This is a genomic window from Candidatus Dormiibacterota bacterium (assembly GCA_035532035.1).
Lineage (GTDB): Bacteria > Vulcanimicrobiota > Vulcanimicrobiia > Vulcanimicrobiales > Vulcanimicrobiaceae > Tyrphobacter.
In genome coordinates, this window is sequence record DATKRS010000035.1 from 41,192 (window position 1) to 61,805 (window position 20,614).

The 20,614-nt window shown below is 65.3% G+C and carries 18 protein-coding genes; 5 read left to right on the forward strand and 13 right to left on the reverse strand.

Annotated elements, in window-relative coordinates:
• Positions 1-4: 4 nt before the first annotated feature.
• From VMV82_11065 to ftsA, 5 genes are all read right to left on the reverse strand, one after another.
• On the reverse strand, positions 5-1,042 hold the full coding sequence (locus VMV82_11065) for a PilT/PilU family type 4a pilus ATPase (GenBank protein HUY42085.1): 1,038 nt from the start codon (positions 1,040-1,042) through the stop codon (positions 5-7).
• The gene (locus VMV82_11070; protein ID HUY42086.1) at positions 1,039-2,436 is read right to left on the reverse strand and encodes a GspE/PulE family protein; all 1,398 of its coding nucleotides are present in this window, start codon (positions 2,434-2,436) and stop codon (positions 1,039-1,041) included. Before VMV82_11070 ends, VMV82_11065 begins: the two co-directional genes overlap by 4 nt.
• Positions 2,437-2,579: 143 nt before the next feature.
• A complete protein-coding gene (locus tag VMV82_11075; GenBank protein HUY42087.1) occupies positions 2,580-3,377 on the reverse strand; it encodes an FAD-dependent thymidylate synthase in 798 nt (265 codons plus the stop codon).
• Between the two features lie 73 nt (positions 3,378-3,450).
• Positions 3,451-4,524, reverse strand: a complete 1,074-nt coding sequence (ftsZ, locus tag VMV82_11080; GenBank protein HUY42088.1) for a cell division protein FtsZ — start codon at positions 4,522-4,524, stop codon at positions 3,451-3,453.
• Between the two features lie 26 nt (positions 4,525-4,550).
• A complete protein-coding gene (gene ftsA, locus VMV82_11085) occupies positions 4,551-5,768 on the reverse strand; it encodes a cell division protein FtsA (protein ID HUY42089.1) in 1,218 nt (405 codons plus the stop codon).
• A gap of 140 nt (positions 5,769-5,908) precedes the next feature.
• Between ftsA and VMV82_11090 the strand changes: the two genes are divergently transcribed.
• Both VMV82_11090 and VMV82_11095 read left to right on the forward strand, forming a co-directional pair.
• The gene (locus VMV82_11090) at positions 5,909-7,471 is read left to right on the forward strand and encodes a methyl-accepting chemotaxis protein (GenBank protein ID HUY42090.1); all 1,563 of its coding nucleotides are present in this window, start codon (positions 5,909-5,911) and stop codon (positions 7,469-7,471) included.
• Between the two features lie 4 nt (positions 7,472-7,475).
• Positions 7,476-7,811, forward strand: coding sequence for a hypothetical protein (locus tag VMV82_11095; protein HUY42091.1), 336 nt, complete (start codon positions 7,476-7,478; stop codon positions 7,809-7,811).
• Here the strand turns inward: VMV82_11095 and VMV82_11100 are convergent.
• From VMV82_11100 to VMV82_11125, 6 genes are read right to left on the reverse strand one after another with little or no spacing between them, the layout of a single operon-like run.
• Positions 7,762-8,556, reverse strand: a complete 795-nt coding sequence (locus VMV82_11100; GenBank protein HUY42092.1) for an FtsQ-type POTRA domain-containing protein — start codon at positions 8,554-8,556, stop codon at positions 7,762-7,764. The genes VMV82_11095 and VMV82_11100 overlap by 50 nt on opposite strands.
• Positions 8,553-9,350, reverse strand: a complete 798-nt coding sequence (locus VMV82_11105; GenBank protein ID HUY42093.1) for a Cof-type HAD-IIB family hydrolase — start codon at positions 9,348-9,350, stop codon at positions 8,553-8,555. Before VMV82_11105 ends, VMV82_11100 begins: the two co-directional genes overlap by 4 nt.
• Positions 9,347-10,648 carry a histidinol dehydrogenase gene (gene hisD / locus VMV82_11110; GenBank protein HUY42094.1) on the reverse strand — a complete coding sequence of 434 codons (1,302 nt, stop codon included), beginning with the start codon at positions 10,646-10,648 and terminating at the stop codon, positions 9,347-9,349. Before hisD ends, VMV82_11105 begins: the two co-directional genes overlap by 4 nt.
• Entirely contained in the window at positions 10,641-11,270 is a 630-nt protein-coding gene (gene hisG / locus VMV82_11115; GenBank protein ID HUY42095.1) for an ATP phosphoribosyltransferase, read from the reverse strand. Before hisG ends, hisD begins: the two co-directional genes overlap by 8 nt.
• Positions 11,267-12,451, reverse strand: a complete 1,185-nt coding sequence (gene hisZ / locus VMV82_11120) for an ATP phosphoribosyltransferase regulatory subunit (GenBank protein HUY42096.1) — start codon at positions 12,449-12,451, stop codon at positions 11,267-11,269. Before hisZ ends, hisG begins: the two co-directional genes overlap by 4 nt.
• Complete coding sequence (locus VMV82_11125) at positions 12,448-15,876, reverse strand: DNA polymerase III subunit alpha (GenBank protein HUY42097.1); 3,429 nt, start codon at positions 15,874-15,876, stop codon at positions 12,448-12,450. The genes hisZ and VMV82_11125 overlap by 4 nt, the downstream gene beginning before the upstream one ends.
• A gap of 26 nt (positions 15,877-15,902) precedes the next feature.
• Between VMV82_11125 and VMV82_11130 the strand changes: the two genes are divergently transcribed.
• Both VMV82_11130 and VMV82_11135 read left to right on the forward strand, forming a co-directional pair.
• The gene (locus tag VMV82_11130; protein HUY42098.1) at positions 15,903-17,027 is read left to right on the forward strand and encodes a sensor domain-containing diguanylate cyclase; all 1,125 of its coding nucleotides are present in this window, start codon (positions 15,903-15,905) and stop codon (positions 17,025-17,027) included.
• Positions 17,024-17,437: a phosphatase PAP2 family protein gene (locus tag VMV82_11135; GenBank protein HUY42099.1), complete on the forward strand. Its 414-nt coding sequence runs from the start codon at positions 17,024-17,026 to the stop codon at positions 17,435-17,437. Before VMV82_11130 ends, VMV82_11135 begins: the two co-directional genes overlap by 4 nt.
• Here the strand turns inward: VMV82_11135 and VMV82_11140 are convergent.
• Positions 17,434-17,811, reverse strand: a complete 378-nt coding sequence (locus VMV82_11140) for a VOC family protein (protein ID HUY42100.1) — start codon at positions 17,809-17,811, stop codon at positions 17,434-17,436. The genes VMV82_11135 and VMV82_11140 overlap by 4 nt on opposite strands.
• Positions 17,808-18,962, reverse strand: a complete 1,155-nt coding sequence (locus VMV82_11145) for a P1 family peptidase (protein ID HUY42101.1) — start codon at positions 18,960-18,962, stop codon at positions 17,808-17,810. The genes VMV82_11140 and VMV82_11145 overlap by 4 nt, the downstream gene beginning before the upstream one ends.
• A gap of 69 nt (positions 18,963-19,031) precedes the next feature.
• On the opposite strand from VMV82_11145, the gene pckA reads away from it, so the two are divergent.
• On the forward strand, positions 19,032-20,600 hold the full coding sequence (gene pckA, locus VMV82_11150; protein ID HUY42102.1) for a phosphoenolpyruvate carboxykinase (ATP): 1,569 nt from the start codon (positions 19,032-19,034) through the stop codon (positions 20,598-20,600).
• Positions 20,601-20,614 lie beyond the last annotated feature (14 nt).

Sequence of the window (20,614 nt, forward strand, 5' to 3'; positions counted from 1 at the left end):
CCAATTAGCGCGCGGCCTCCGCACAAGCGGGGGTTATCGCGCCCCTTGCCACCAACGAGGAGAGATGCGCTTCCAGCGTTTGCATCCCAAAGCGCCTGCTCGTCGCCATGACGCTTGGCAGCTGGTGATGCTTGCCGTCGCGAATCATATGCCGCACGGCATCCGTTGCGACGAGCACTTCTGCCGCCAAGTGCCGGCCGCTTCCCGTGGCTCGGGGGACGAGCCGCTGACAGATCACGGCTAGCAAGACGTTCGCTATTCGACCGCGCGCATGCTCTGCGCGATCGGATGGAAACGCATCGATGAGGCGGTCAACGCTCTGGGGGACGTCGCCCGTATGAACGGTTGCCAGCACGAGATGTCCCGTCTCGGCGGCGGCTATCGCAGCGGAAATGGTATCGGCGTCCCGCATCTCGCCAATCACGATTACGTCCGGATCGCTACGCAGTGCTCCACGTATTGCCTCCGCGAACGTACGCACGTCACGCCCGATCTGGCGCTGCACGATCAGCGAGCGCTTCGGTGGAATGCGGTACTCCACAGGATCCTCAAGCGTGATAATTTTGCGAGCGCTCGTATCGTTGAGCATCGCAATGAGGCTCGCAAGCGTCGTAGACTTGCCGCTCCCCGTAGGCCCCCCGAGCATCAAAAGTCCACGTGGCGCACGCGCGAGGTCGCTCAGGACCTCCGGGAGCTCCAGAGAACGCGGCGATGGGACCTCTCGCGCGAGAAAGCGCAGCGTCAGTGAGAGGCCGTCCATCGTACGAGCCGCGTGCGCGCGAATCGTCGTCCCCTCTTCCGCGATCGTGGTAGTGGCGTCGCCGACTTCAGCCAAACGCTCCCGTTCGGCGTCGCCGAACAACGAGGCAGCAACGCGTTCGACGTCCTCCGGCGAAACGCCGGAGGCACCGCACGCTTCGAGCCGACCGTCGATGCGTAGAACCGGCGGAAGACCCGGGGCAAAGTGTACGTCGGAGGCTCCGCGCATCTGCGCTGCATGTAGCGTGTCCGAGAGCAATATCGTTGCTAGCGCGCTCGTCACGTGGGAATGCGCTCGCCAAGAACGCGCTCTACCTCGGCAGCGGTCGTCCGGCCTGCCATGACGTGACGCAGGCCGTCTCGCGCAAGGCTGCCGCACGCGTCGCGCTCGATGAGATGTCGGAGCTGCTGTGCCGGCGAGCCGCTCGAGATCGCGCTACGCAACTCCTCGCTAATAGCGACGCACTCGAACATCCCCGTACGCCCAGAGAAGCCCATGCCGAAGCAGTCCTGACAGCCGGCTCCGTCGACGCAGCTGGAGCATTTTGTCCTCACGAGTCGCTGCGCAATGATGCCGGTCAAAGCTGCACCAAGCGTGTGACGCGCTACGCCCAAGTCCATCAGCTTTTCGATCGCACGCGCCGCATCCCGACTGTGAAGCGTCGTGAGAACGAGCTGGCCGGCGAGAGCGGCGGAGCTGGCAATCCCTGCGGTCTCTGCGTCGCGCATCTCACCTACCATGACGACGTCGGGATCCTGCCTCAGTATCGAGCGGAGTGCGCGCGCAAAGGTCAAGCCCGCTCGGACGTTCACCTGCATTTGCGCAATGCCGGGAAGGTGCATTTCGATCGGATCTTCTATGGTGCACACGTGCTCGGCGTCGCACGTCCGCTCGGACAGTGCTGCGTACAACGTCGTCGATTTTCCGCTTCCGGTCGGACCGCATACCACGACAAAGCCATGCGGAGCCCCCATAAGAGAGCGGCAGCGCTCTAGCGTCCCTATGTCCATGCCGAGGAGATCGAGACGTGGACGCTCAGCATGCCAGTCGAAGAGGCGAATCACGACGCGTTCTCCATCGATCGTCGAGATCGCCGAAACGCGTGCGTCGATGGTTCGGCTGTCGACGTTCAGCGAGTATCGCCCATCCTGCGGCTGCCTCCGCTCCGCTACGTCGATCTCCGCGAGCACCTTCACGCGCGAGACTATTTGCGCGTGAAGCCGCTCCTCGAGCACGCGTACTTCCTGAAGGCGCCCGTCGATGCGTTGGCGCACGCGTCCTCCGCGAGCGTACGGCTCGATGTGAACGTCCGAAGCGCGCGACCGGATTGCGCCCTCGTGTATCTCGTCGAGAACCCGAACGGCTGACGACGACGTGTCACCTTCGAACCGGCGATTTCTGGCGCCGCCGTACGCAACAGCGAGCTGCTTACGAATGAGCTCGCGCGCAACTGGCATGGCCCGGACACGCATCCCGGTAAGCAAGCGAATCCGATCCACGGTCGACGGCTCGCCGTCCGGCACCGCAACCAACAACTCAGTGCCGTCGACACCGTACGGCAGCACATCGTGCCGGAACGCAAAGCCTGCGGGAATATAGCGGAGCGCCTCCGGATCGGGATGGAAAGGCGCACTTTGCGTGCCCAAGCCAAATCGAAACTCATGAGAAAGAGTCACACCTCGACCTCTCCTCTTCACGGATCACTACGTCGCGGGCATCCACCCTCTGCCCAGCTGCTATGGAATCTCTTATGCCATAAATTGGTCAGTCGCGCAAGAGGCCGGTCTCTCGCCGGCACAATCTTGTCGCAGCACTCCGGTCATTGGGCACTCTCTATGGCTTGGCGCATTTGCACCCAGCCGCGAACATTTGCATGGAATCCGACGTCCGCTGCCGGCGTCGCAACGTGTTCGAACGGCGAGAGATGGCGATCGTGCCTCAGGCGCTCGTAGAGCTCGAGGTCTTTCTCGATCTCACGCCTGCCCGCGTGTGTCAGGTACGAGACGCGCGCGCATCGAGCGGCGGAGATTCGCTTCAGCATTTCTCGATCCAGATCGCGCTCGTCGGTCTGCACGAGCGGCAGATGCCACTCGCCGTATCCAACCGGTGACGGCGCGCTCCCGTCCATCGCATCGCGCATGCGCATGGCGGCCTCGCGGATCTCTGGCTGCGCGCTCGGCGAACAGCGCAGCTCGAAGAAATTCTCCCACTCCGTCGCCGTCACGATCACCGTGTGCCAGAGGAACGGTTCCAAGAGACGATTGACGATCTGCTTGTGCGCCTGAAGCTGCTGGAGCTTCTGCGCCCCCTCGACCGCCGCGTCTCGTGCTTCCAGCCAAGCGCGCTTAGCTTCGTCCACTTCTTCCTCGGCAAGCCGCTCGCTCGCGGACATGCCCTTCCTGTTGCGTCCCCACTCGAGCGGCATCACCGGGTCCTTCTCGACGCGCCCGATAATTGTACTCGTCGGAATGGCGCGGCTGCTCGCGCTGTTCCGAGAGAATTGGCGGTGCGTGTTAAACTCCGCCAGGACGAAGCGAGGAAACGTCACCTCCAACGTGGTGAGCCGAATCCCCGCCTCGCTGATGCTGTCCAGTAGCACCCGCGCTGCGTACGCCACGAACGTCCCTTCGACTTCGCGCTATTTCGACAGGCTCAGTAGCGCTGCGCTCAGGATGACACTGCCGGCGTTTCTAGCCGCGATAGCGCAGGAACGCAGGTACTTCGATGTCGTCCATGTTGACCGGAGCGACGGTTTCGAACTTCCCCGAATCGAACGTGAAGCCCGCGACGGAGCCGCGATACGAGCGTCCCGCGCCGAATCCGGCCGCCAGCACCGTCACGCGCACTTTGCCCTGCATGCTCTTGTCGATCGATGCGCCAAAGATGATCTGCGCGTCCGGGTCGACCGCGCGGCTGATCATCTCCGCGGCTTCGTTCACTTCGTACATCGCCATATCGGGGCCGCCCGTGATGTTGAATATCACGCCGCGCGCGCCTTCGATCGTCGTCTCTAGCAACGGCGATGCGATCGCCTTCTGCGCGGCATCGGCCGCGCGGTGCTCGCCAGAGCCTTCGCCGATGCCCATCATCGCCGAGCCTGCGTCGGTCATGATGGTCTTCACGTCGGCGAAGTCGAGATTGATCAAGCCGGGCTGCGTGATGAGATCGCTGATGCCCGCAATGCCTTGGCGCAACACGTCGTCGGCGTACGCAAACGCCTCGTTGAGCGGCGTCTTCTTCTCGATCACCTGCAGGATGCGCTCGTTCGGGATGGTGATGAGCGTGTCGACCTTCTGCTCGAGCTCACCGATGCCGTGCTCCGCCAGCTGCATACGCTTGCGGCCTTCGAAGGCAAACGGTTTGGTCACCACGGCGATCGTCAGCGCTCCCGCTTCGCGCGCGAGCTCCGCGATCACCGGCGCCGCGCCGGTTCCCGTGCCGCCGCCCATTCCCGCGGTGATGAAGACCAAGTCAGCGTCGGAGAGCAGCATCGAGAGATCTTCGCGCGATTCTTCCGCCGCCTCGCGTCCGAGCGTCGGGTTCGCGCCCGCGCCGAGGCCGCGCGTCATCCCGCCGCCGATATGCACGGTGTTCTCGGTCAGCGAGCTTCGCAATGCCTGAACGTCCGAGTTCACCGCGTAGAATTCCACGCCGGTAAGCCCCGCTTCGATCATGCGGTTCACGGCGTTGCAACCGCCTCCGCCTACGCCGATGACTCTGATCGTGGCCGCGTGTTCGGGTACGTAGCGCCGTCCGTCTGCCATGTTGTCCTCCGATGACGAAGAGAAGTTTAGTTCCACAGATCCGATGCAAACTTGCGAATACGCTGCCACGGCGATCCGCTGCGCCGCGAGGTCTCGATGAGCGAGCCGTTACCATTGGCGCCGAAGAGAATGAGCCCTATGGCCGTCGCGTACTGCGGCTGCGCGACCGTCTCCGTCAGCCCGACGACGTGCTTGGGAACTCCGAGCCGCACCGGCAACCCGAAGACGTCTTCCGCGATCGCGTCGATGCCGGGCAAAAGCGAGCCACCGCCCGTGATGACCACTTCGCCGAGCACGAGATCGCGTGGCACGTTCTCGACGATCTTCTGCCGCGCCATGCGCAGCGTTTCGAGCACGCGCGGCACCACGATCGCACGCAGCTCCGCGGTCGAGGTCTCTTTGGTCGTGCGACCGTCCAGCGCCTGAACCGCAAACGCATCCTCGGTCGAGCCGTCGCGCACGCCTGCGCCCAAGCGGCGCTTGATCGCCTCCGCCTGGTCGTGCGAGGTCTTCAAGCCGAGCGCAATATCGCTCGTCAGGATGTTGCCGCCGACGGGAATCGTCGCGGTGTATATCGCGCTTCCGAGCGAGTAGACCGCGATGTCCGTGGTGCCCCCGCCGATGTCCAGCAACACCGCTCCCACCTGCCGCTCCTCGGGGAGCAGCGTCGATGCAGAGCTGGCGAGCGGCTCGAAGACGACGCCCGCGGCTTCCAGACCCGCGCGATGGACGCACTTGAGCACGTTCGTGATGAAGGTCTGACCGCCGGTAACGATATGCGTGTCCACCTCGAGCCGGCCGCCCGCCATGCCGACCGGATCGTCGACGCCGTCCTGCCCGTCGACCGTGAAGTACCGGGGCAGAGCATGGATGATCTGGCGATCCGAGGTGACGTTGATGAGCTTGCTCGCGTCGACGACGCGGCGCACGTCGCTCTCGCTGACCTCGCGCGTGTCGTTTGCGGTTGCAACGACGGCGCGGTTGTTCGTGCTGCGAATGTGATCGCCGGTGATGCCGACGTAGACGTCCTGGACGGGCATGCCGGCCATGCGCTCGGCCTGCTCGGTCGCAGCCTCGATGGACCTGATCGTCTCGTCCAAGTCCACGACCACGCCCTTGCGCATCCCACGGGACGGCGCTTCGCCGATCCCGACGACCTCGAGACCGCTAGGGCCCTCGACGGCAACGACTGCACAGGTTTTCGTCGTTCCGATATCGAGACCGCAAACGGTCTCTTGCTTCATACCCACCATATATTGCGGCTTGGCCCCGGAACTCCTACAATCTATAGGAGCCGGGAGAGAGTCTGGGCCTGGGTTGGCGGGGCTCCGGCAGACTCCTTGAGGACAACGTGTGAAAACGTGTGGAGAAACTGAACAAATCCGTGCATAGCCGCGTAGAGCACGGCCTCGCGATGGCCTTCGGCATCGTCGCCGTCGCGGTGCTCGTAGACATTCTCATCGGCTTGTGGGCGTACGAAAACGGCTCCGCCTTCGCCGGCGTGATGCTCGTCGCGGCACCGCTGCTGCTCCTTGCAACCGTCGCGTTTACGCTCGCGTGGCTGCGTGCGTCGATACTGCGTACGATCGGGCGTTGCACCGAGATCTTCGCAGCGATGGGACGCGGCGACCTTGCGGCGCGAACGGGCTGGGCCGGGAGCGATCTCCTCGGCCGGCTCGGCAGCTCGATCGACGCACTCGCCGATCGTCTGAGCCGTACGATCGGGGCGATTCAGCGCGCTGCGACGATGCTGCAAGAAGCCGGCGAGCGCAGCAGCCGCCTCGCGGCCGACGTGGCGCAGCGTGCGGGTGAGGAGCACACGGTGCTCGGCGAAGCGTTCGCCTACTCAACCGAACTCGCGACCGCCGCAGGCAGCGTTGCGGAGAACTCTGAGGGCGTCGCGCGCCTCGTCACCGACATCTCAAGCTCCGTCGCACAGATGACCGCGTCCATCTCCGAGATGGATCGCAATCTCCTCAGCCTCTCGACCGTCGTCGAGCAAGCCGTTGCGAACGCGCAAGAGATGTCGGCTTCGATTGCGCACGTCGCCGCCAACACCGACAGCGTTCGCGCGGAGGCCGGCGCTACCGACGAGCGCGTACGCGGCGGGCGCAACGACGTGCTCGCGCTCACGCAGGGCATTGCGAGCATCGGCGAAACCGTCTCCGCTGTCGTCGCCGAGATGCAGAACCTCGATCGCGCTGCGCATCAGATCGGTGACATCCTCAGCATCATCGAGAACATCGCCGACCAAACGAATCTTCTCGCGCTCAACGCCGCGATCGAAGCGGCTCGCGCCGGCGAGCACGGACGCGGTTTCGCCGTCGTCGCCGACGAAGTACGCAAGCTAGCGGAAACGTCCGCCGGCTCGACGCAGCAAATCGCGTCGCTCGTCGTCGACATTCAGCGCCGGACCAAAGCCGTGCTCGATCGCGCCGGCCGCGCGGACGAGCTCGTGCAGCACAACGTCCGATCGGCCGGCAACGTCACCGCGACGATCGAGCAGATCAGCGAGCGCGTCGCGCACGTTGCGGACCTCATCTCGGAGATCAGCATCGCAACGACGCAGCAGGCGCGCGGCTCCGAAGAGCTGGCCAAGGCGAGCGAACAGATGGGCGCGATGACGCACGAGGCCGCAGCAACGATGCGCGAGCAGTCGATCACATCGAGTCAAATCCTCTCGTCGGTCTCGGAGATCGAGCGGCGTACGGGCGACGTGGCGCACGCCGCGGCCGCGCAGCAGGCAGCGATCGACCGACTCCGGACGCGCGTTCGTCGCGCTGAGGACCTCGGCGAGCAGAACGCCCAGGCAGTCGCTGCGATGGCCTCCGGCGCTCGCGAGGTGCACGCCGGGACGGGGGAGATCAAGCGGCTCGCCGGTCAGTTCGAGACGACAAAGGCCGACGGGCCCCTAGAAGAGCAGGGGCCCTTTGCGCTATCATCTTGAGATTATGCGACTCGTTGCTATCGTAATTGCCTGGGCGCTCGCCCTTCCCGTGGCCGCAGCGGCATCTCAGACCGCGACGGCCGGCCGCACCCTCAACGCGACAACCCAGATCCCGGATACGACCTATAGAGTCATCGTCAGCCAAGTTCAGGATGCAACCCACATCCTTGTCAGGTTCCAGGACGGCGATCAGGCCGTGCTCGCCGCAGGACGGCCGACGATGACCTTTGCGGCCGTGCACCCCGGCGACACGCTCATGCTCTCTACGGAGAAGGGCGCGGTCCTTGTCTTCAAGGACTACGGCGTCCAGTCGGAGCCAGCGCCGACCTCGCGGCCCTAGGCCGCGCGCTGCCGCGCTCCGTCACCACCGGCGTGGTGGGGGAGCGCAGGTCGAGCGTTCCGACGAAGCGCCCCAACAAGGCGAAACGCGTGAGAATCGGCTCGACCAGCGCAACGGCGCCGGCAACGTTCGTTTCGTCGCCAAGCAGGACGCGAACGCCTCCAGGTAGCAGCGCGTCGACGTCCCCTCGATCGTCCAACAGACGTTGAACGCTCACGCCGTGCGCGCGCAGCGAGAGCAACGCCGTGCGCAGCGCTAGGGCGGAAGGCGCGCGCACGAACTTCCCCGCGCGCAAATCCACACCCGGTGCGACGACCAATACCGGGAGCGCGGCGTCGCTCGCGCCCGTCTCTAACACCCGCAACGATAGATCCACCGTCGCCATCTCACCGCCGCTCTGCACGATCGCAAGGGGGCGGCGCTCCGTCACGACGATCGTGACGTCAGCCGGCGGCAAACGGTGGACGCGCGCCGTAAGCACGTACGGGATCGTCTCGATCCGGCGCGCGACCGCTGCCGTGTTCTGGAGCCAGACGTTACCGTGCGGCTCGATGCGCGCTCGCGCGAGGATCTCCTGCGCCGGCACGACGCTGTTACCGATCACGCGCACGTGCTTCGCTCGGAAACCGGGCCAGCTCATCAAGAAATATCCCGCGGCGACCGCAACGAGCAACGCCGCCGTTCCGACGAACCAGAAGGGCCGCAATCGCGCAGCCGGCGCGCGGCGCCGCCTTCTCCCGCTCATGCCGGTACGTAGCGCGCGAGCGCCTCTGCCACGCCATCGTGCTCGACGTCGCCCACGACAGCATCCGCAAGCGCCTTTACCGCGTCCGGGGCGCTGCCCATGGCAACGGCCACGCCTGCAACGCGCAAGAGCGGCTCGTCGTTCCAGGAATCTCCCACGGCCAGTACTTCGTCCATCGCAACGCCCAGCCTCGCGCAGACGAACTCGAGCGCTTCGCCCTTGTCGATGTTCGGATTGAGGATCTCGATGAACTCCGGGTAACTGCGCGTAACGTATGCGCGCTTGCCCAGGCGAACCTGTACCTGCGCCACATACCGGCTCGCGACGTCGGCATCCGCAACGATCACCGCCTTGGTTGCATCGCTCGTCGCGAACGCTTCGCGCAGCGACGGTACCACGATCGGCTCCACGCGCGAGAGCCGCGCGTAGAGATCCGAGAAGCGATTGCGCTCTTCGCTGTAGTAGTTGTCGTTCCGGTACAGCTGCACGTGCAGCCCTTCCGCTTGCGCTATCGCCACGACGTCGAGCGCCACCTCGTTGCTCAACGGCATGTCGAAGAGCACCTCGTCGCCCTGCGGATCGACGATCGCCGCCCCCTGATAACAGACGATCGGTGCGTCCAGGTCGAGTTCTCGTGCATAGGGGAGGGCCGCACGGTACATGCGCCCCGTGACGAGACATCCCACGACGCCGCGCGATCGCACGCGAGCGATCTCCGCTCGCACCCGCGGGCGCAGGACAAGGTCGCGCCCGACGAGCGTTCCGTCCAGGTCCAGAGCGACGAGGCGAATCATTCCGGCTCCCGCTGCGCCCGCTCGCGGACGCCTTTCGCGTGCTGTGCAAGGCCTTCGTACTCTGCAAGCGTCGCGATCGCCGGAGCGTCTTGACGAATGCGGCGATCGCCGTTGCGCACGACGGAGAAGGTGCGCGTAAAATCGGCGAGTGAGAGTCCCGACGCAAAGCGCGCGCTTCCCGACGTGGGCAGGACGTGGTTCGTTCCCGCAAGATAGTCGCCGCATGCGACAGGCGTTTGCGCGCCGACGAAGACCGCGCCCACATGACGTACGCGCGCAAGCACCGGCTCGGGTTCGCGCATCTGTAGGGCGAGGTGCTCGGGCGCGAAGCGCTCGATCGTCGCACACAACTCGTCGAAGTGCGCTGCGTGAATGAGACGGCAGCGCGACGCTAGCACCCGCGCGACGATCTCGGCGCGCGGCATGCCTGCGACATCGTATCGCTCGAGCACGCCGGCGACGGATTCGAGGATCTCGCGCGACTCCGAGAGCGCTGCGACGCGGGCAAGAGGATCGTGCTCCGCTTGCGCGAGCAGTTCCCCGGCGATCTCTTTTGGCTGGGCGTAAGCGTCGGCGACGACCAGCACTTCCGACGGGCCGGCGGAGCCGTCGATGCCGCAGACGCCGGCCACTTGACGCTTTGCCTCCGTCACCCAAACGTTGCCCGGACCGACGATCTTGTCGACCGGCGCGATCGAATCGGTTCCGTAGGCGACCGCAGCGATCGCATGCGCGCCGCCCACGGCGTATAACTCGTCGGCTTCGCACAGCGCGCAAGCGTAGAGAATCCCCGCGTCCACGCGGCCGTTGCCTTGGGGCGGCGTCAGCACGACGACGCGCGAGACCCCAGCGAGCTTCGCCGGTACGACCGTCATGACGGCGGTCGACGGCAGCGGGGCCGACCCTCCGGGCACGTAGGCCGCTACGGCATCGAGCGGGCGCGTAACAAACGCGTAGCGCGTCCCGTCGGACTCCTCGTACGCGATGTCCTTGCGGCGCTGTCGCTCGTGAAATCGTGCCACCCGCTCCTTCGCGATTGCAAGCGCATTGGCGACCTCCGGCGCGACGAGCGAGCGCGCTTGGCCCTGCATCGGGATCGGGACGCGCAGCGCGCGCAGGTCGAACGCCGGATCGTCCCATCGCCGCGCGTAGTCGAGTAGCGCCGCATCTCCTCGCTCGCGCACGTCGGCGACGATGGAGCTGACGGCGGCCGAGATCTCCGGCGACGGCTCCCAGCCGGCTTTGAAGAAGGGGCGGAGCGCGGGGTCCGACGCCTCGACGATGGCGAGTCTAGTCACGCTGCAAGCGCTCGAGTAAGTTGATGATCGCTGCGTATTTCGCGCGAAAGCGCACGGGATTCACGACGAAGCGCGCCGAGGAGCGGCCGACTTCGTCGACGACGACCATGTCGTGCTCCTGCAGCGTCCTTCCGGTCGCGACGAGATCGACGATCACATCCGCAAGACCGACGAGAGGCGCGAGCTCAACCGATCCGTGCAGCGCGATGATCTCGCAAGCGACGTCGCGCTCCGCAAAATATGCCTGCGCCGAACGCTTGAACTTCGTCGCGACCCGCAGGAACGTCGGGTAGCGCGCGCCTTCGTGGTAGCCGTCGCTGCGCCGCGCGGCGACGACGAGCCGGCATTCGCCGAATCGCAAATCCGCAAGCTCGCTGACCGAGCGATCCGTCTCCCAGAGCGTGTCCTTACCGACGACGCCGCAGTCCGCTGCGCCGAACTCCACATACGCCGGAACGTCACTCGAGCGAAGGACGAGCAGCTCGGTGCGGTCGTCGCCGGCCATGACCTGCAGCCTGCGCCCGACATTTGCCGGCACGTCGATGCCCGCCCTTGCCAGGCGCCGTCTCGTCTCTTCGTAGAGCGCGCCCTTGGGAAGCGCGATGACGAGGCGCTCGCTCACGCGAGCTCTTCCCGCACGATCTCCTCCACGCGGTCGCCTTCGACGATGATGACGCGCGGGATCTCTTTGTGGCTCGCGTACGCGAGCAGGCCGCCGCGATCCAGGTCACGGACGTCCAGACGAACGCGCAAGCCCTTCGCGCGCTCGCGCTTCGCGATGACGTCCGAACCGCTGACGAGCACGTCCACTTCGTTGCGCGGGCGCTCGTCCTCTCGCCTCCGCTCGAGCGCCAGCAGTATTCTCTCGACGCCGACCATCCAGCCAACGGCGGGCACGTCGTACCCGAAGCGCGGTAGGAGTTGATCGTACCGTCCGCCGCCGCAGAGCGAGAAGCCGAGATCGTCGATGTACCCTTCGAACACGAAGCCGGTGTAGTATCGCAGATCGCGCAAGAGCGCGAAGTCGATATTGATCCGCTCCCGCCATCCGAACGCGTCCGCGCGGTCGAGGATCTCTTCCAGGCGCGCGAGCGCGGCGAGCGATTGTTGCGTCGCGCAGATCGGGCGCACGAGCCGCAGCACGTCGTCGCGTCCGCGCGTCATCGTGAGCCGTACGAGCATCTCAAATCGCTCCGGCTCCACCGCATTGCGCTCACCGAAGTCTTGCAATGCGACGATATTGCGTTCGGCAATGAACTGCTTGCAGGTCTCGGCCGCATCCCCCGATAGGCCTACGCTCGCGAGCACGCCGTCGACGATTGCAGCATCGTTGATGTCGAAGCGCGCGTCGCCCAGGCCGACCGCGTCCAGGGTCTCGGCCGCCATGAAAAGCGCCTCGGCGTCGGCGCTCGTGCCGATACCGCCGATGAGCTCAGCGCCGGCTTGCGTGAACTCGCGCATGCGCCCGAGCTGCGGCTCCTCGTATCGAAACGCGGTCGCGATATACGAGAGGCGCAGCGGAAGCGTCGCTTGGCGTAAGCGCGCGGAGACGACGCGGGCGATCGGCGTCGTCATCTCCGTGCGCAGCGCCAGCGACTGCCCCAGCGGATCGCTGAAGCGGAACGTCTGCTGCATCAGCCGCTCGCCCAGGCCGCGTTCCAGCGCCTCGTAGACTTCGAAAGTCGGCGTAAGAACCTCGCTGTAAGACCACGAGCGGAAGACCTCGCGAATGCGCTCCTCGACGTCGCGCTTGAAGGCGAACTCCTGCGGCAGCCAGTCGCGGACGCCTGGGGGGATCTTCATGCTTCGCGCACGTGTTCGCCGCCGAAGATCCGCTCGAGCTCCGGGCGCACGCGCACGTCGCCGGCGATCGTACGCGGAAGACGCCGCACCCTGCCTCGCGCGTGCAGCAGTACCGGGGCGTCACCGGGGAAGCGCTCGATGAGCGCCGCCAACCTGTCGATCTGCTCGCGCTGCGAGACTTCTACCAGCCAGCCGCGCACGCTGTGCGTCTGCGCTGCCCCCTCGAAAGAAGCGACGTCATTCGCGCTCACCGAAAGATCGACATTCCCCTCGTCGCCGTTGTGCGCTCCGGGTCGCTCGCGAATGCGCACGCGTCCTTTCACGACCAGAATGCGGTCGCGTTCGAAGAGCTGCTGCACGTGTGGATAGAGCTTCGGAAAGACGACGACTTCGCAGCTTCCGGTCGTATCTTCGAGCTGTGCGATCAGGATTTGGCCTCCCGCACGCGTCGTCGCGCGGCGCGCGCCCGTGACGGCTCCCGCGATGGTCACTGCCGTGTCGTCGTCGAGGCTGCGCAACGCCTTCATCACCGTCGCGCCTGACCGCACGAGAGTATCCTGAACGTCCGCAAGCGGGTGCCCTGAGACGAAGATGCCTAGCGTCTCCTTCTCCCACGAAAGTTTCTCACGCTGCGACGGCGCGGCGACGCTGGGCAGCACGGGCGCGAGCGACGGTGCGTCACGCGCAATGTCGCCGAAGAGCGATGCCTGCCCGAGCTCCAAATCGCGCGTCGCTCGAGCGGCTAGGTCGAGCGCGAGATCCAGCGCCGCGAGCTTCTGGGCGCGGTTTCCGGTAAGCGCGTCGGTCGCGCCGCACTTCACCAACGCCTCGAAGACCCGGCGGTTTACTTGGCGCGCGTTGACGCGTCCGGCGAAGTCGAACAGATCGGTAAACGGTCCCCCGCGCTCGCGCGCGTCGATAATCGCGCGCACGGCGTCCTCACCGACGCCCTTGACGGCGGAGAGCCCGAAGCGAATCTGGTCTGCGACGACGGTGAAGTCGACGAGCGATTCGTTGACGTCGGGTGGAAGAACGGCGATGCCGTAGCGGCGGGCGTCCTCGATGTACTCGGCAAGTTTGTCGGTGCGGTCTTTCACCGACGTCAGCAGCGCCGTGATGTACTCGAGCGGGTGATTCGCCTTCAGATACGCCGTCTGATAGGCGATCATCGCATACGCTACCGCATGCGACTTGTTGAAGCCGTAGCCGGCGAATGGTTCGACGAACGCAAAGATATCCTCGGCAAGCCGGCGTGAGATGCCGCTGTGATTCATCGCGCCTTCGATGAAGCGCTCCCGGTAGATGGGCACTTGGTCCTTGAGCTTCTTGCCCATGACCTTGCGCAGCTCGTCCGCTTCCCCCATCGAGAATCCAGCCACGTCGCGCGCGATCAGCATGACTTGTTCCTGATACACGGCGATGCCGTAGGTCTCGGCGAGGATCGGTTCTAGCTTCGGATGCAGGTAGTTCGGCCTGCTGCGGCCGTGCTTGTTGCCGATGTAGTGCGGAATCCACTCCATCGGCCCCGGACGGTAGAGCGCGACCAGCGCCACGATGTCTTCGAAACGCGAGGGCTGCAGCTCGGTGCAGACGCGCTTCATGCCCTCCGACTCCAACTGGAAGACGCCCACGGTCTCGCCGCGCCCGAGCATCTCCAGCGTTTTTGCGTCGCCGAGAGGAATCCGCTCGAGCGCGAACGCGCCGTCCGTGGTGCGCCGAATCTCGCGCACGGCGTTGTGCATTACCGTCAGGTTGCGCAAGCCGAGGAAGTCCATCTTGAGCAGGCCGATCTTCTCGATCCACTCCATGTCGTATTGCGTGTTCACGCCGCCATCGCCAAACTTCACGAGCGGCACGTACTCGACGAGGGGTCTGTCCGAGATCACGACGCCCGCCGCGTGAGTTCCCGCGTTGCGCGCGAGTCCTTCGATGGTTTTCGCCGTATCGAGCAAATGACGCAGTTGCGGGCTCGTATCGTAGAGCGATTTCAACTCCGATATCTGCCGGACGGCCGCCGCGATAGACAGCCCCGTAGGGCCTGAAGGGATGAGCTTCGCGACCCGATCGACGTCTGGCAGAGGCACGCCGAGCACGCGTCCAGCGTCGCGGACGGCCGCGCGCGCGGCCATCGTACCGAACGTCACGATCTGTGCAACGCGATCGACGCCGTATTTTTCCGTCACGTATGCGATGACTTCGTCACGCCGTTCCACGCAGAAATCTGTGTCGATGTCGGGCATCGAGATGCGTTCCGGATTCAAGAACCGTTCGAAGAAGAGGTTGAACGCGAGCGGGTCGAGATCGGTAATGCGCAGGCAGTAGGAGACGAGCGAGCCGACGGCCGAGCCGCGGCCCGGCCCCACGGGGATGTCCCGGTCTCGAGCAAACTTGATGAAATCCCACACGATGAGGAAGTAGGATGCGTACCCCATCGCCGCGATGACGCCCAGCTCGTAGTCGAACCGCTCACGCAGTGCGCCATCGTCTCGCGCGCGCTCCTCCCCATAGCGTTCCACAAGCCCCGTTTCGCAGAGCCGGCGCAAGTACGCGTCGTCGTCTCCAGCGTCGGGCGGGACCGGGTACTCCGGCATGCTGAACGTACGCTTCGGGAACGCGAGATCGACGCGCTCGGCGATGCGCAGGGTGTTCTCGCAGGCTTCGGGCAAATCGCTCCAGACGTCGTACATCTCGTCGGGCGTCTTCAGGTAGAACTGATCCGTCGAGAAGCGCAGCCTGTTCGTGTCGGCGACGGTGCGTCCCGTGCCGATGCACAACAGCACGTCGTGCGCGACGGCGTCCGCACGCTCGTGGTAGTGCGCGTCATTCGTGGCCACGATCGGTACGTCGAGCTCGCGCGCGATGCCGATCAGGCCTTCGTTGACGACGTCTTGCTCGGGCATGCCGTGACGCATCACTTCGATATAGAAGCGGTCCCCGAAGATCTCCCGATAGGTCCTGGCGTTGCGAACCGCAGCGACGCGATCGTTGCGCAGGAGCGGGGCGGCCACGAGGCCCGATATGCAGCCGGAGAGGAGGATCAGGCCCCGGTTATGCCGCTCGAGCAGATCAAGGTCGATGCGAGGCTTGTAGTAGTATCCCTCGAGGAAGCCCTTAGAGACGAGGACGCTCAGGTTCCGGTACCCTTCCAGATCGGCCGCGAGGAGGGTCACGTGCGCCTCATCGCGCAGCGTACGATCGAGATGGCCGCGTGGCGCTACGTACGCCTCGCAGCCGATAATAGGAGTGAGGTTCGCTCTGCGCGCTGCATCGTAGAATTCCATCGCACCGTACATCACCCCGTGGTCGGTGAGTGCGACCGCAGGCGAGCCGAACTCGGCGACTCGGCGGCAGAGCTGCTCGATGCGGCATGCACCGTCGAGCAGCGAGTACTCGGAATGGACGTGTAGGTGAACGAACTGATGCAAGCTGTACGTATCAATCTCGGTGGGGCATGACGGACCCTGCTTCTTCTGCTTCCCACGACGGGCCGGCCCCGCACGAGGAGGTCGAGCAACTGAAGTCGCGCCTCGCGGCGCTAGAAGCCGAGAAAAACGAGTACGCCCGGCAGATCGAGGAACTCTTCGTCCTCCAGCAAGTCTTCTCCACCATCAACTCGTCACTCGAGATCAACGACATCCTCTCGACCGTCTTGCGCGGCGTCCGCGCGGCGCTGAAGTTCGGGCGCGTCATTCTCTTCGACGTCCTCGCCGACGGCGCGATCCTCCGGCGGCTCGAGTGCGACGCAGACGGCAACGTCGCTCGCTCCGAGGACGAGCGCTCCTATCGAGCCGACTCGACGTTGCGCGAGGTCGCTTCCGGAGCGATCCCTCTCTCCACGGGTTCGCCCGCCGACCCTGACGCACCGCTGACCGACGGCCGGGGCGCTTACTGCGTCGTTCCTATCGTCACGCGTGACGTGGTACGGGGCTTGCTCTATGCAGACGACCTGCCGACCGCAGAGATCGACGACGGCCACATGCGCATGCTTCTCGACTTCGCCGCACAGGCCGCAATGGCGATGGAGAACGCGCGTCTCTACGACGAAACGCGCCGCCTGCTCGAAGAGACGCAACGCCTAGCCCTGACGGACACGCTGACGGGCATCGCCAACCGGCGAGCCCTCCACCAGCTCTTCGAGCACGAGCTGAGGACGGCAGAGCGCTACCAGACACCGCTCGCGTTTATCATCCTCGATCTCGACGACCTCAAGGCGATCAACGACAGCGGCGGCCACAGTCTGGGCGACCTCGCGCTCCAGCGTTTCTCCCAGGTGCTGCTTGCCAACGCCAGGCGAGGCGATATCGTTGCTCGCTACGCCGGAGACGAGTTCGTCATCGTCATGACCCACAGCGAGCGCCGTGCCGCCGCCAGGGGCGTGGAGCGCGTTCTGAGCGCCCTGCGGCGTCACGGCCTGCCGGCCTCGATCGGCATCGCGATGTTCCCCGACGATGGCCGCGACGCGCAGTCGCTGTTCTTCGCCGCCGATGAAGCGCTCTACGACGCCAAGATCGCAGGCAAGAATCGCTACCGCTTCTACCGCAATCCCGAAGCCGCGCTGCTCGACGTCGCTCAGTGAGGTTCGGTGTCGCCGCCGTCATCGAGTGCCTCGCCCTGCTGCCGCTCCCGCTCTGGATCGTCGCGCTCTTGGCCCGGCGCCGCCGGGGAGAACCCATCGCCGCGCTCGTCCGCGCGACACTCTTCGCAGTGCTCGTCTCCTTCGTGCTCGCGCATGTCAACCGATGGTTCGACGTGTGGAAATCGCACCCGTACTTCCCTAGCGGCCACGAAACGTTTGCGTCGTGCATGGGAGCCGCGGTCGTCGTCGCGGATCGCCGCTACGTAGGGCTCTGCGCGGTCCTGCTCGCGACCTTGGGATATGCCCTCGTCCGCGCCGGGTGGCACGGAAGATTCGAAGTCATCGCTGGCTTCCTGCTCGGTACCGCGACCCTCGCCACGGTACAGGTAATCATCGACAAGGCCGGCTAGCGCGCTTGAACCGACAGCTCCCAACGATAACCGTCTTCATCGTGAAACCAGAGTCCGAGGTTCTTCGATCCCGGCGCCTCAGGACCGACCTCGTTGCCAGGATCCTCGAGCTCCACGCCACCCTCACGTAGCGTTTCCAGAGCCGCTTGCAGCTCCTCGGTATCGCCGAGATGGAAGGACATGTGCCCCAGAACGCCCGGGTGAGGCACGCCGCGATGGAGCACGATCGTGACGCATGCGTTCGTGAGCCCGACGTACTCCTCTCCGCCGAAAATCTCATGCAGGTCGAAATGCCGTTTCCACCATGCGGCGCTCGCGTGCGGATCGCGTACGGCGAGGCCGAAGTGGCCGACCGATCCCAGCTTCACTCTCATCGTATCGCCCTTGCCTCGCGCAGCATACGAAGTACCCGTTCGCGCGGTAAGGCATGCACGGTAATGCCGCCGCGGCCGGTCACCGTCGTCGCCTCGAAGAGCGCGTCGTAGATCGCCGCTTGCGTCGCCTCCGCCGTCGCTCGGTAGAGCGCATCCAGGCGGTCGTTGTCGGAGAGCGCGGCTCTCGTCGGCGCGGTAACCACGAAGTGCCCGGTGTGATGGAAGATACGCGTCGTCGAGAACGCGATGAAGAGGTCGCCGCTGCCGACGTCCGAGGTCAAGCCGGTGCGCCCCATACCCAAGGCCGCGCGGAGCGCAACGGCGTGGAGCTGCCGCGAATCCAGCGGCGCATCGGTGGCAACGACGACGATGATCGATCCTGACGCGGCACGGCCTCGCACCGAGGTACGATGTGGAAACCGCGTGCGGTCGACGTCGATCAGACGCTCGCCGATCGGTACGCCGACGATCGTCAGTTGTTCGCGCGTGCTGCCCGTGTTGTCGTTGACGAGTACGCCGACCGTATATCCGCCGAGCTCCGGCGGCAGTACGCGCGACGCCGAGCCGATGCCGCCCTTGAAGTCGAAGGCGCGCATACCGGTACCGGCGCCGACGCTTCCACGCGCGAACTGCCCTTCGCGCGCCGAGTCGAGGAGCCGCACGACGTCGGCGGAACTCACGGCTCTGCCTTGGATGTCATTGAGAAGCTGATCGTCGCATTCGGCGACGACCGGAAGAGGCACGTCGTCGGTGCGGCCGATCTCGGGGTGGCGTGCGATTTGCCACGAGACGACCCCGTCGTCGGCTCGGCCGACGTCGAGCGTATCGGTCAGCACGATCGGCTCTTCGAGGTATCCCGATTCTTCGATCCAGTGCGTTCCCGTCATCTCCCCATTGCCGTTAAAGCCGACGAATGCTGCCGCGACTTTCTCGTCCCACGGATCGGCGTCGGGAAGTACCGCCGTCGCGCCGGTCCGGACGTCGCTGCCCTCGATTTTCGTCAGGTTCGCGACCCGGACGCCCGGAACGTCGGTGATGCCGTCGAGCGGGCCGCTCGGGAAGAATCCGAAGCGGAACGGCAGCGCGGCCCCGGCCCATACGGGCAGGCTAATCGCGACCGCGAGGAGGGTAGAGAACAGCGGCTTGGGCATAAGTCAGTTCAGTTCGCAGCTCCGGGTCGAGCGCCTGGAGCCTGGATGCCCATTCTAAGAGGAGAACGTATGCTTACCGTTCCCGATAAACTGCGCGCGGCGACGCTATGGGAGAACCTCTCCGCGGCAGAACTTGCCGAGCATGCCGTCAAACGCGGCGAGGCCGTTCTCGGGCCCGACGGCCAGATCGTCGTCGACACGCGTCCGCATACGGGCCGGTCGCCCAAGGACAAGTTCTTCGTCCGGGAGCCCGGCAGCGAGACGCACATCGACTGGGGAGACGTCAATCAGCCGATCGACGAGGCGCGATTCGACGCGCTGTTCGAGCGCGTGCAGAGTCATCTCTCCGAGCGAGATGTCTACGCCCTGGACTGCTACGTCGGCGCCGACGAGCGGTTTCGCTTGCCGGTACGCGTCTACACCGAGCTTGCATGGCAGAGCCTCTTCGCGCGCCATCTCTTCATCACGCCGGAAAGACTGCCGGCGGATTTCGTTCCCGACTTCACCGTCGTCGACGCCGCGCTCTTTCAGGCCGATCCCGAGCGCGACGGCACGCGCACCGGGACGTTCGTCATCGTCAACTTTCGGCGTCGCATGATTCTCATCGGCGGCACGCGCTACGCGGGCGAGATCAAGAAATCGGTGTTCACGGTGATGAACTATCTCTTACCTTTGCGCGAGTCACTGCCGATGCACTGTTCCGCGAATGTCGGTGAGGCAGGCGATCTCGCCATCTTCTTCGGCCTCTCCGGCACGGGCAAGACGACGCTCTCCTCCGATTCGCATCGTCCGCTCATCGGCGATGACGAGCACGGATGGTCCGACGACGGCGTCTTCAACTTCGAAGGCGGGTGCTACGCCAAGGTCATCCGGCTCTCACCGACGGCCGAGCCGGAGATCTGGGCCGCTACGCAACACTTCTCGACGGTTCTCGAAAACGTCGCATATGACGAACGCACGCGCGCGCTCGACGTCGACTCCGAAGAGAAGACCGAGAACACGCGCGCCGCCTATCCGCTCGAGTTCATTCCCAACGTCGTCGCCGGAAGCAGAGGCGGCCATCCGAAGGTCGTGCTCATGCTTACCGCGGACGCCTTCGGTGTATTGCCCCCTATCTCGAAGCTCTCGCGCGAGCAGGCCATGTATCATTTTCTTTCGGGGTACACGGCGAAGGTTGCCGGCACCGAGCGCGGGGTCACCGAGCCGCAGGCAACGTTCTCCACATGCTTCGGCGCGCCGTTCATGGTCCATCACCCCACGGTCTACGCAAAACTCCTCGGCCGCAAGATCGCCGAGCACGAGGTGGACTGCTGGCTCGTGAATACCGGATGGACCGGCGGCCCGTACGGAATCGGCAAGCGCATGTCGATCGCGCACACGCGCGCCATGGTGAACGCGGCAATCGAGGGCCGCATTCCCGCCGAGTTCGAGCGCGAGGAGTTCTTCGGGTTGCTCGTTCCCAAGAGCGTTCCTGGGGTTCCATCCGACGTGCTCAATCCTCGGAACGCCTGGAGCGATGCGCGGGCGTACGACGCGCAAGCCGCAACGCTTGCCCGGCTCTTCGCGGACAACTTCCAACGGTTCCAGGAGCATGCTTCGGAGGCGGTCAAGGCGGCGGCGATTCGTCCGCGTCCCTAAAAGCGCCGGCTTTC

What these genes read in the sequence shown, in the direction of transcription:
- VMV82_11105 (HUY42093.1), bottom strand. Translation starts at nt 9,350, where the DNA reads ATGATTCGCCTCGTCGCTCTGGACCTGGACGGAACGCTCGTCGGGCGC.
- hisZ (HUY42096.1), bottom strand. Translation starts at nt 12,451, where the DNA reads ATGAAGATCCCCCCAGGCGTCCGCGACTGGCTGCCGCAGGAGTTCGCC.
- VMV82_11130 (HUY42098.1), top strand. Translation starts at nt 15,903, where the DNA reads ATGACGGACCCTGCTTCTTCTGCTTCCCACGACGGGCCGGCCCCGCAC.
- pckA (HUY42102.1), top strand. Translation starts at nt 19,032, where the DNA reads ATGCTTACCGTTCCCGATAAACTGCGCGCGGCGACGCTATGGGAGAAC.
- VMV82_11145 (HUY42101.1), bottom strand. Translation starts at nt 18,962, where the DNA reads ATGCCCAAGCCGCTGTTCTCTACCCTCCTCGCGGTCGCGATTAGCCTG.
- VMV82_11100 (HUY42092.1), bottom strand. Translation starts at nt 8,556, where the DNA reads ATGAGCGGGAGAAGGCGGCGCCGCGCGCCGGCTGCGCGATTGCGGCCC.
- ftsA (HUY42089.1), bottom strand. Translation starts at nt 5,768, where the DNA reads ATGAAGCAAGAGACCGTTTGCGGTCTCGATATCGGAACGACGAAAACC.
- ftsZ (HUY42088.1), bottom strand. Translation starts at nt 4,524, where the DNA reads ATGGCAGACGGACGGCGCTACGTACCCGAACACGCGGCCACGATCAGA.
- VMV82_11140 (HUY42100.1), bottom strand. Translation starts at nt 17,811, where the DNA reads ATGAGAGTGAAGCTGGGATCGGTCGGCCACTTCGGCCTCGCCGTACGC.
- VMV82_11095 (HUY42091.1), top strand. Translation starts at nt 7,476, where the DNA reads ATGCGACTCGTTGCTATCGTAATTGCCTGGGCGCTCGCCCTTCCCGTG.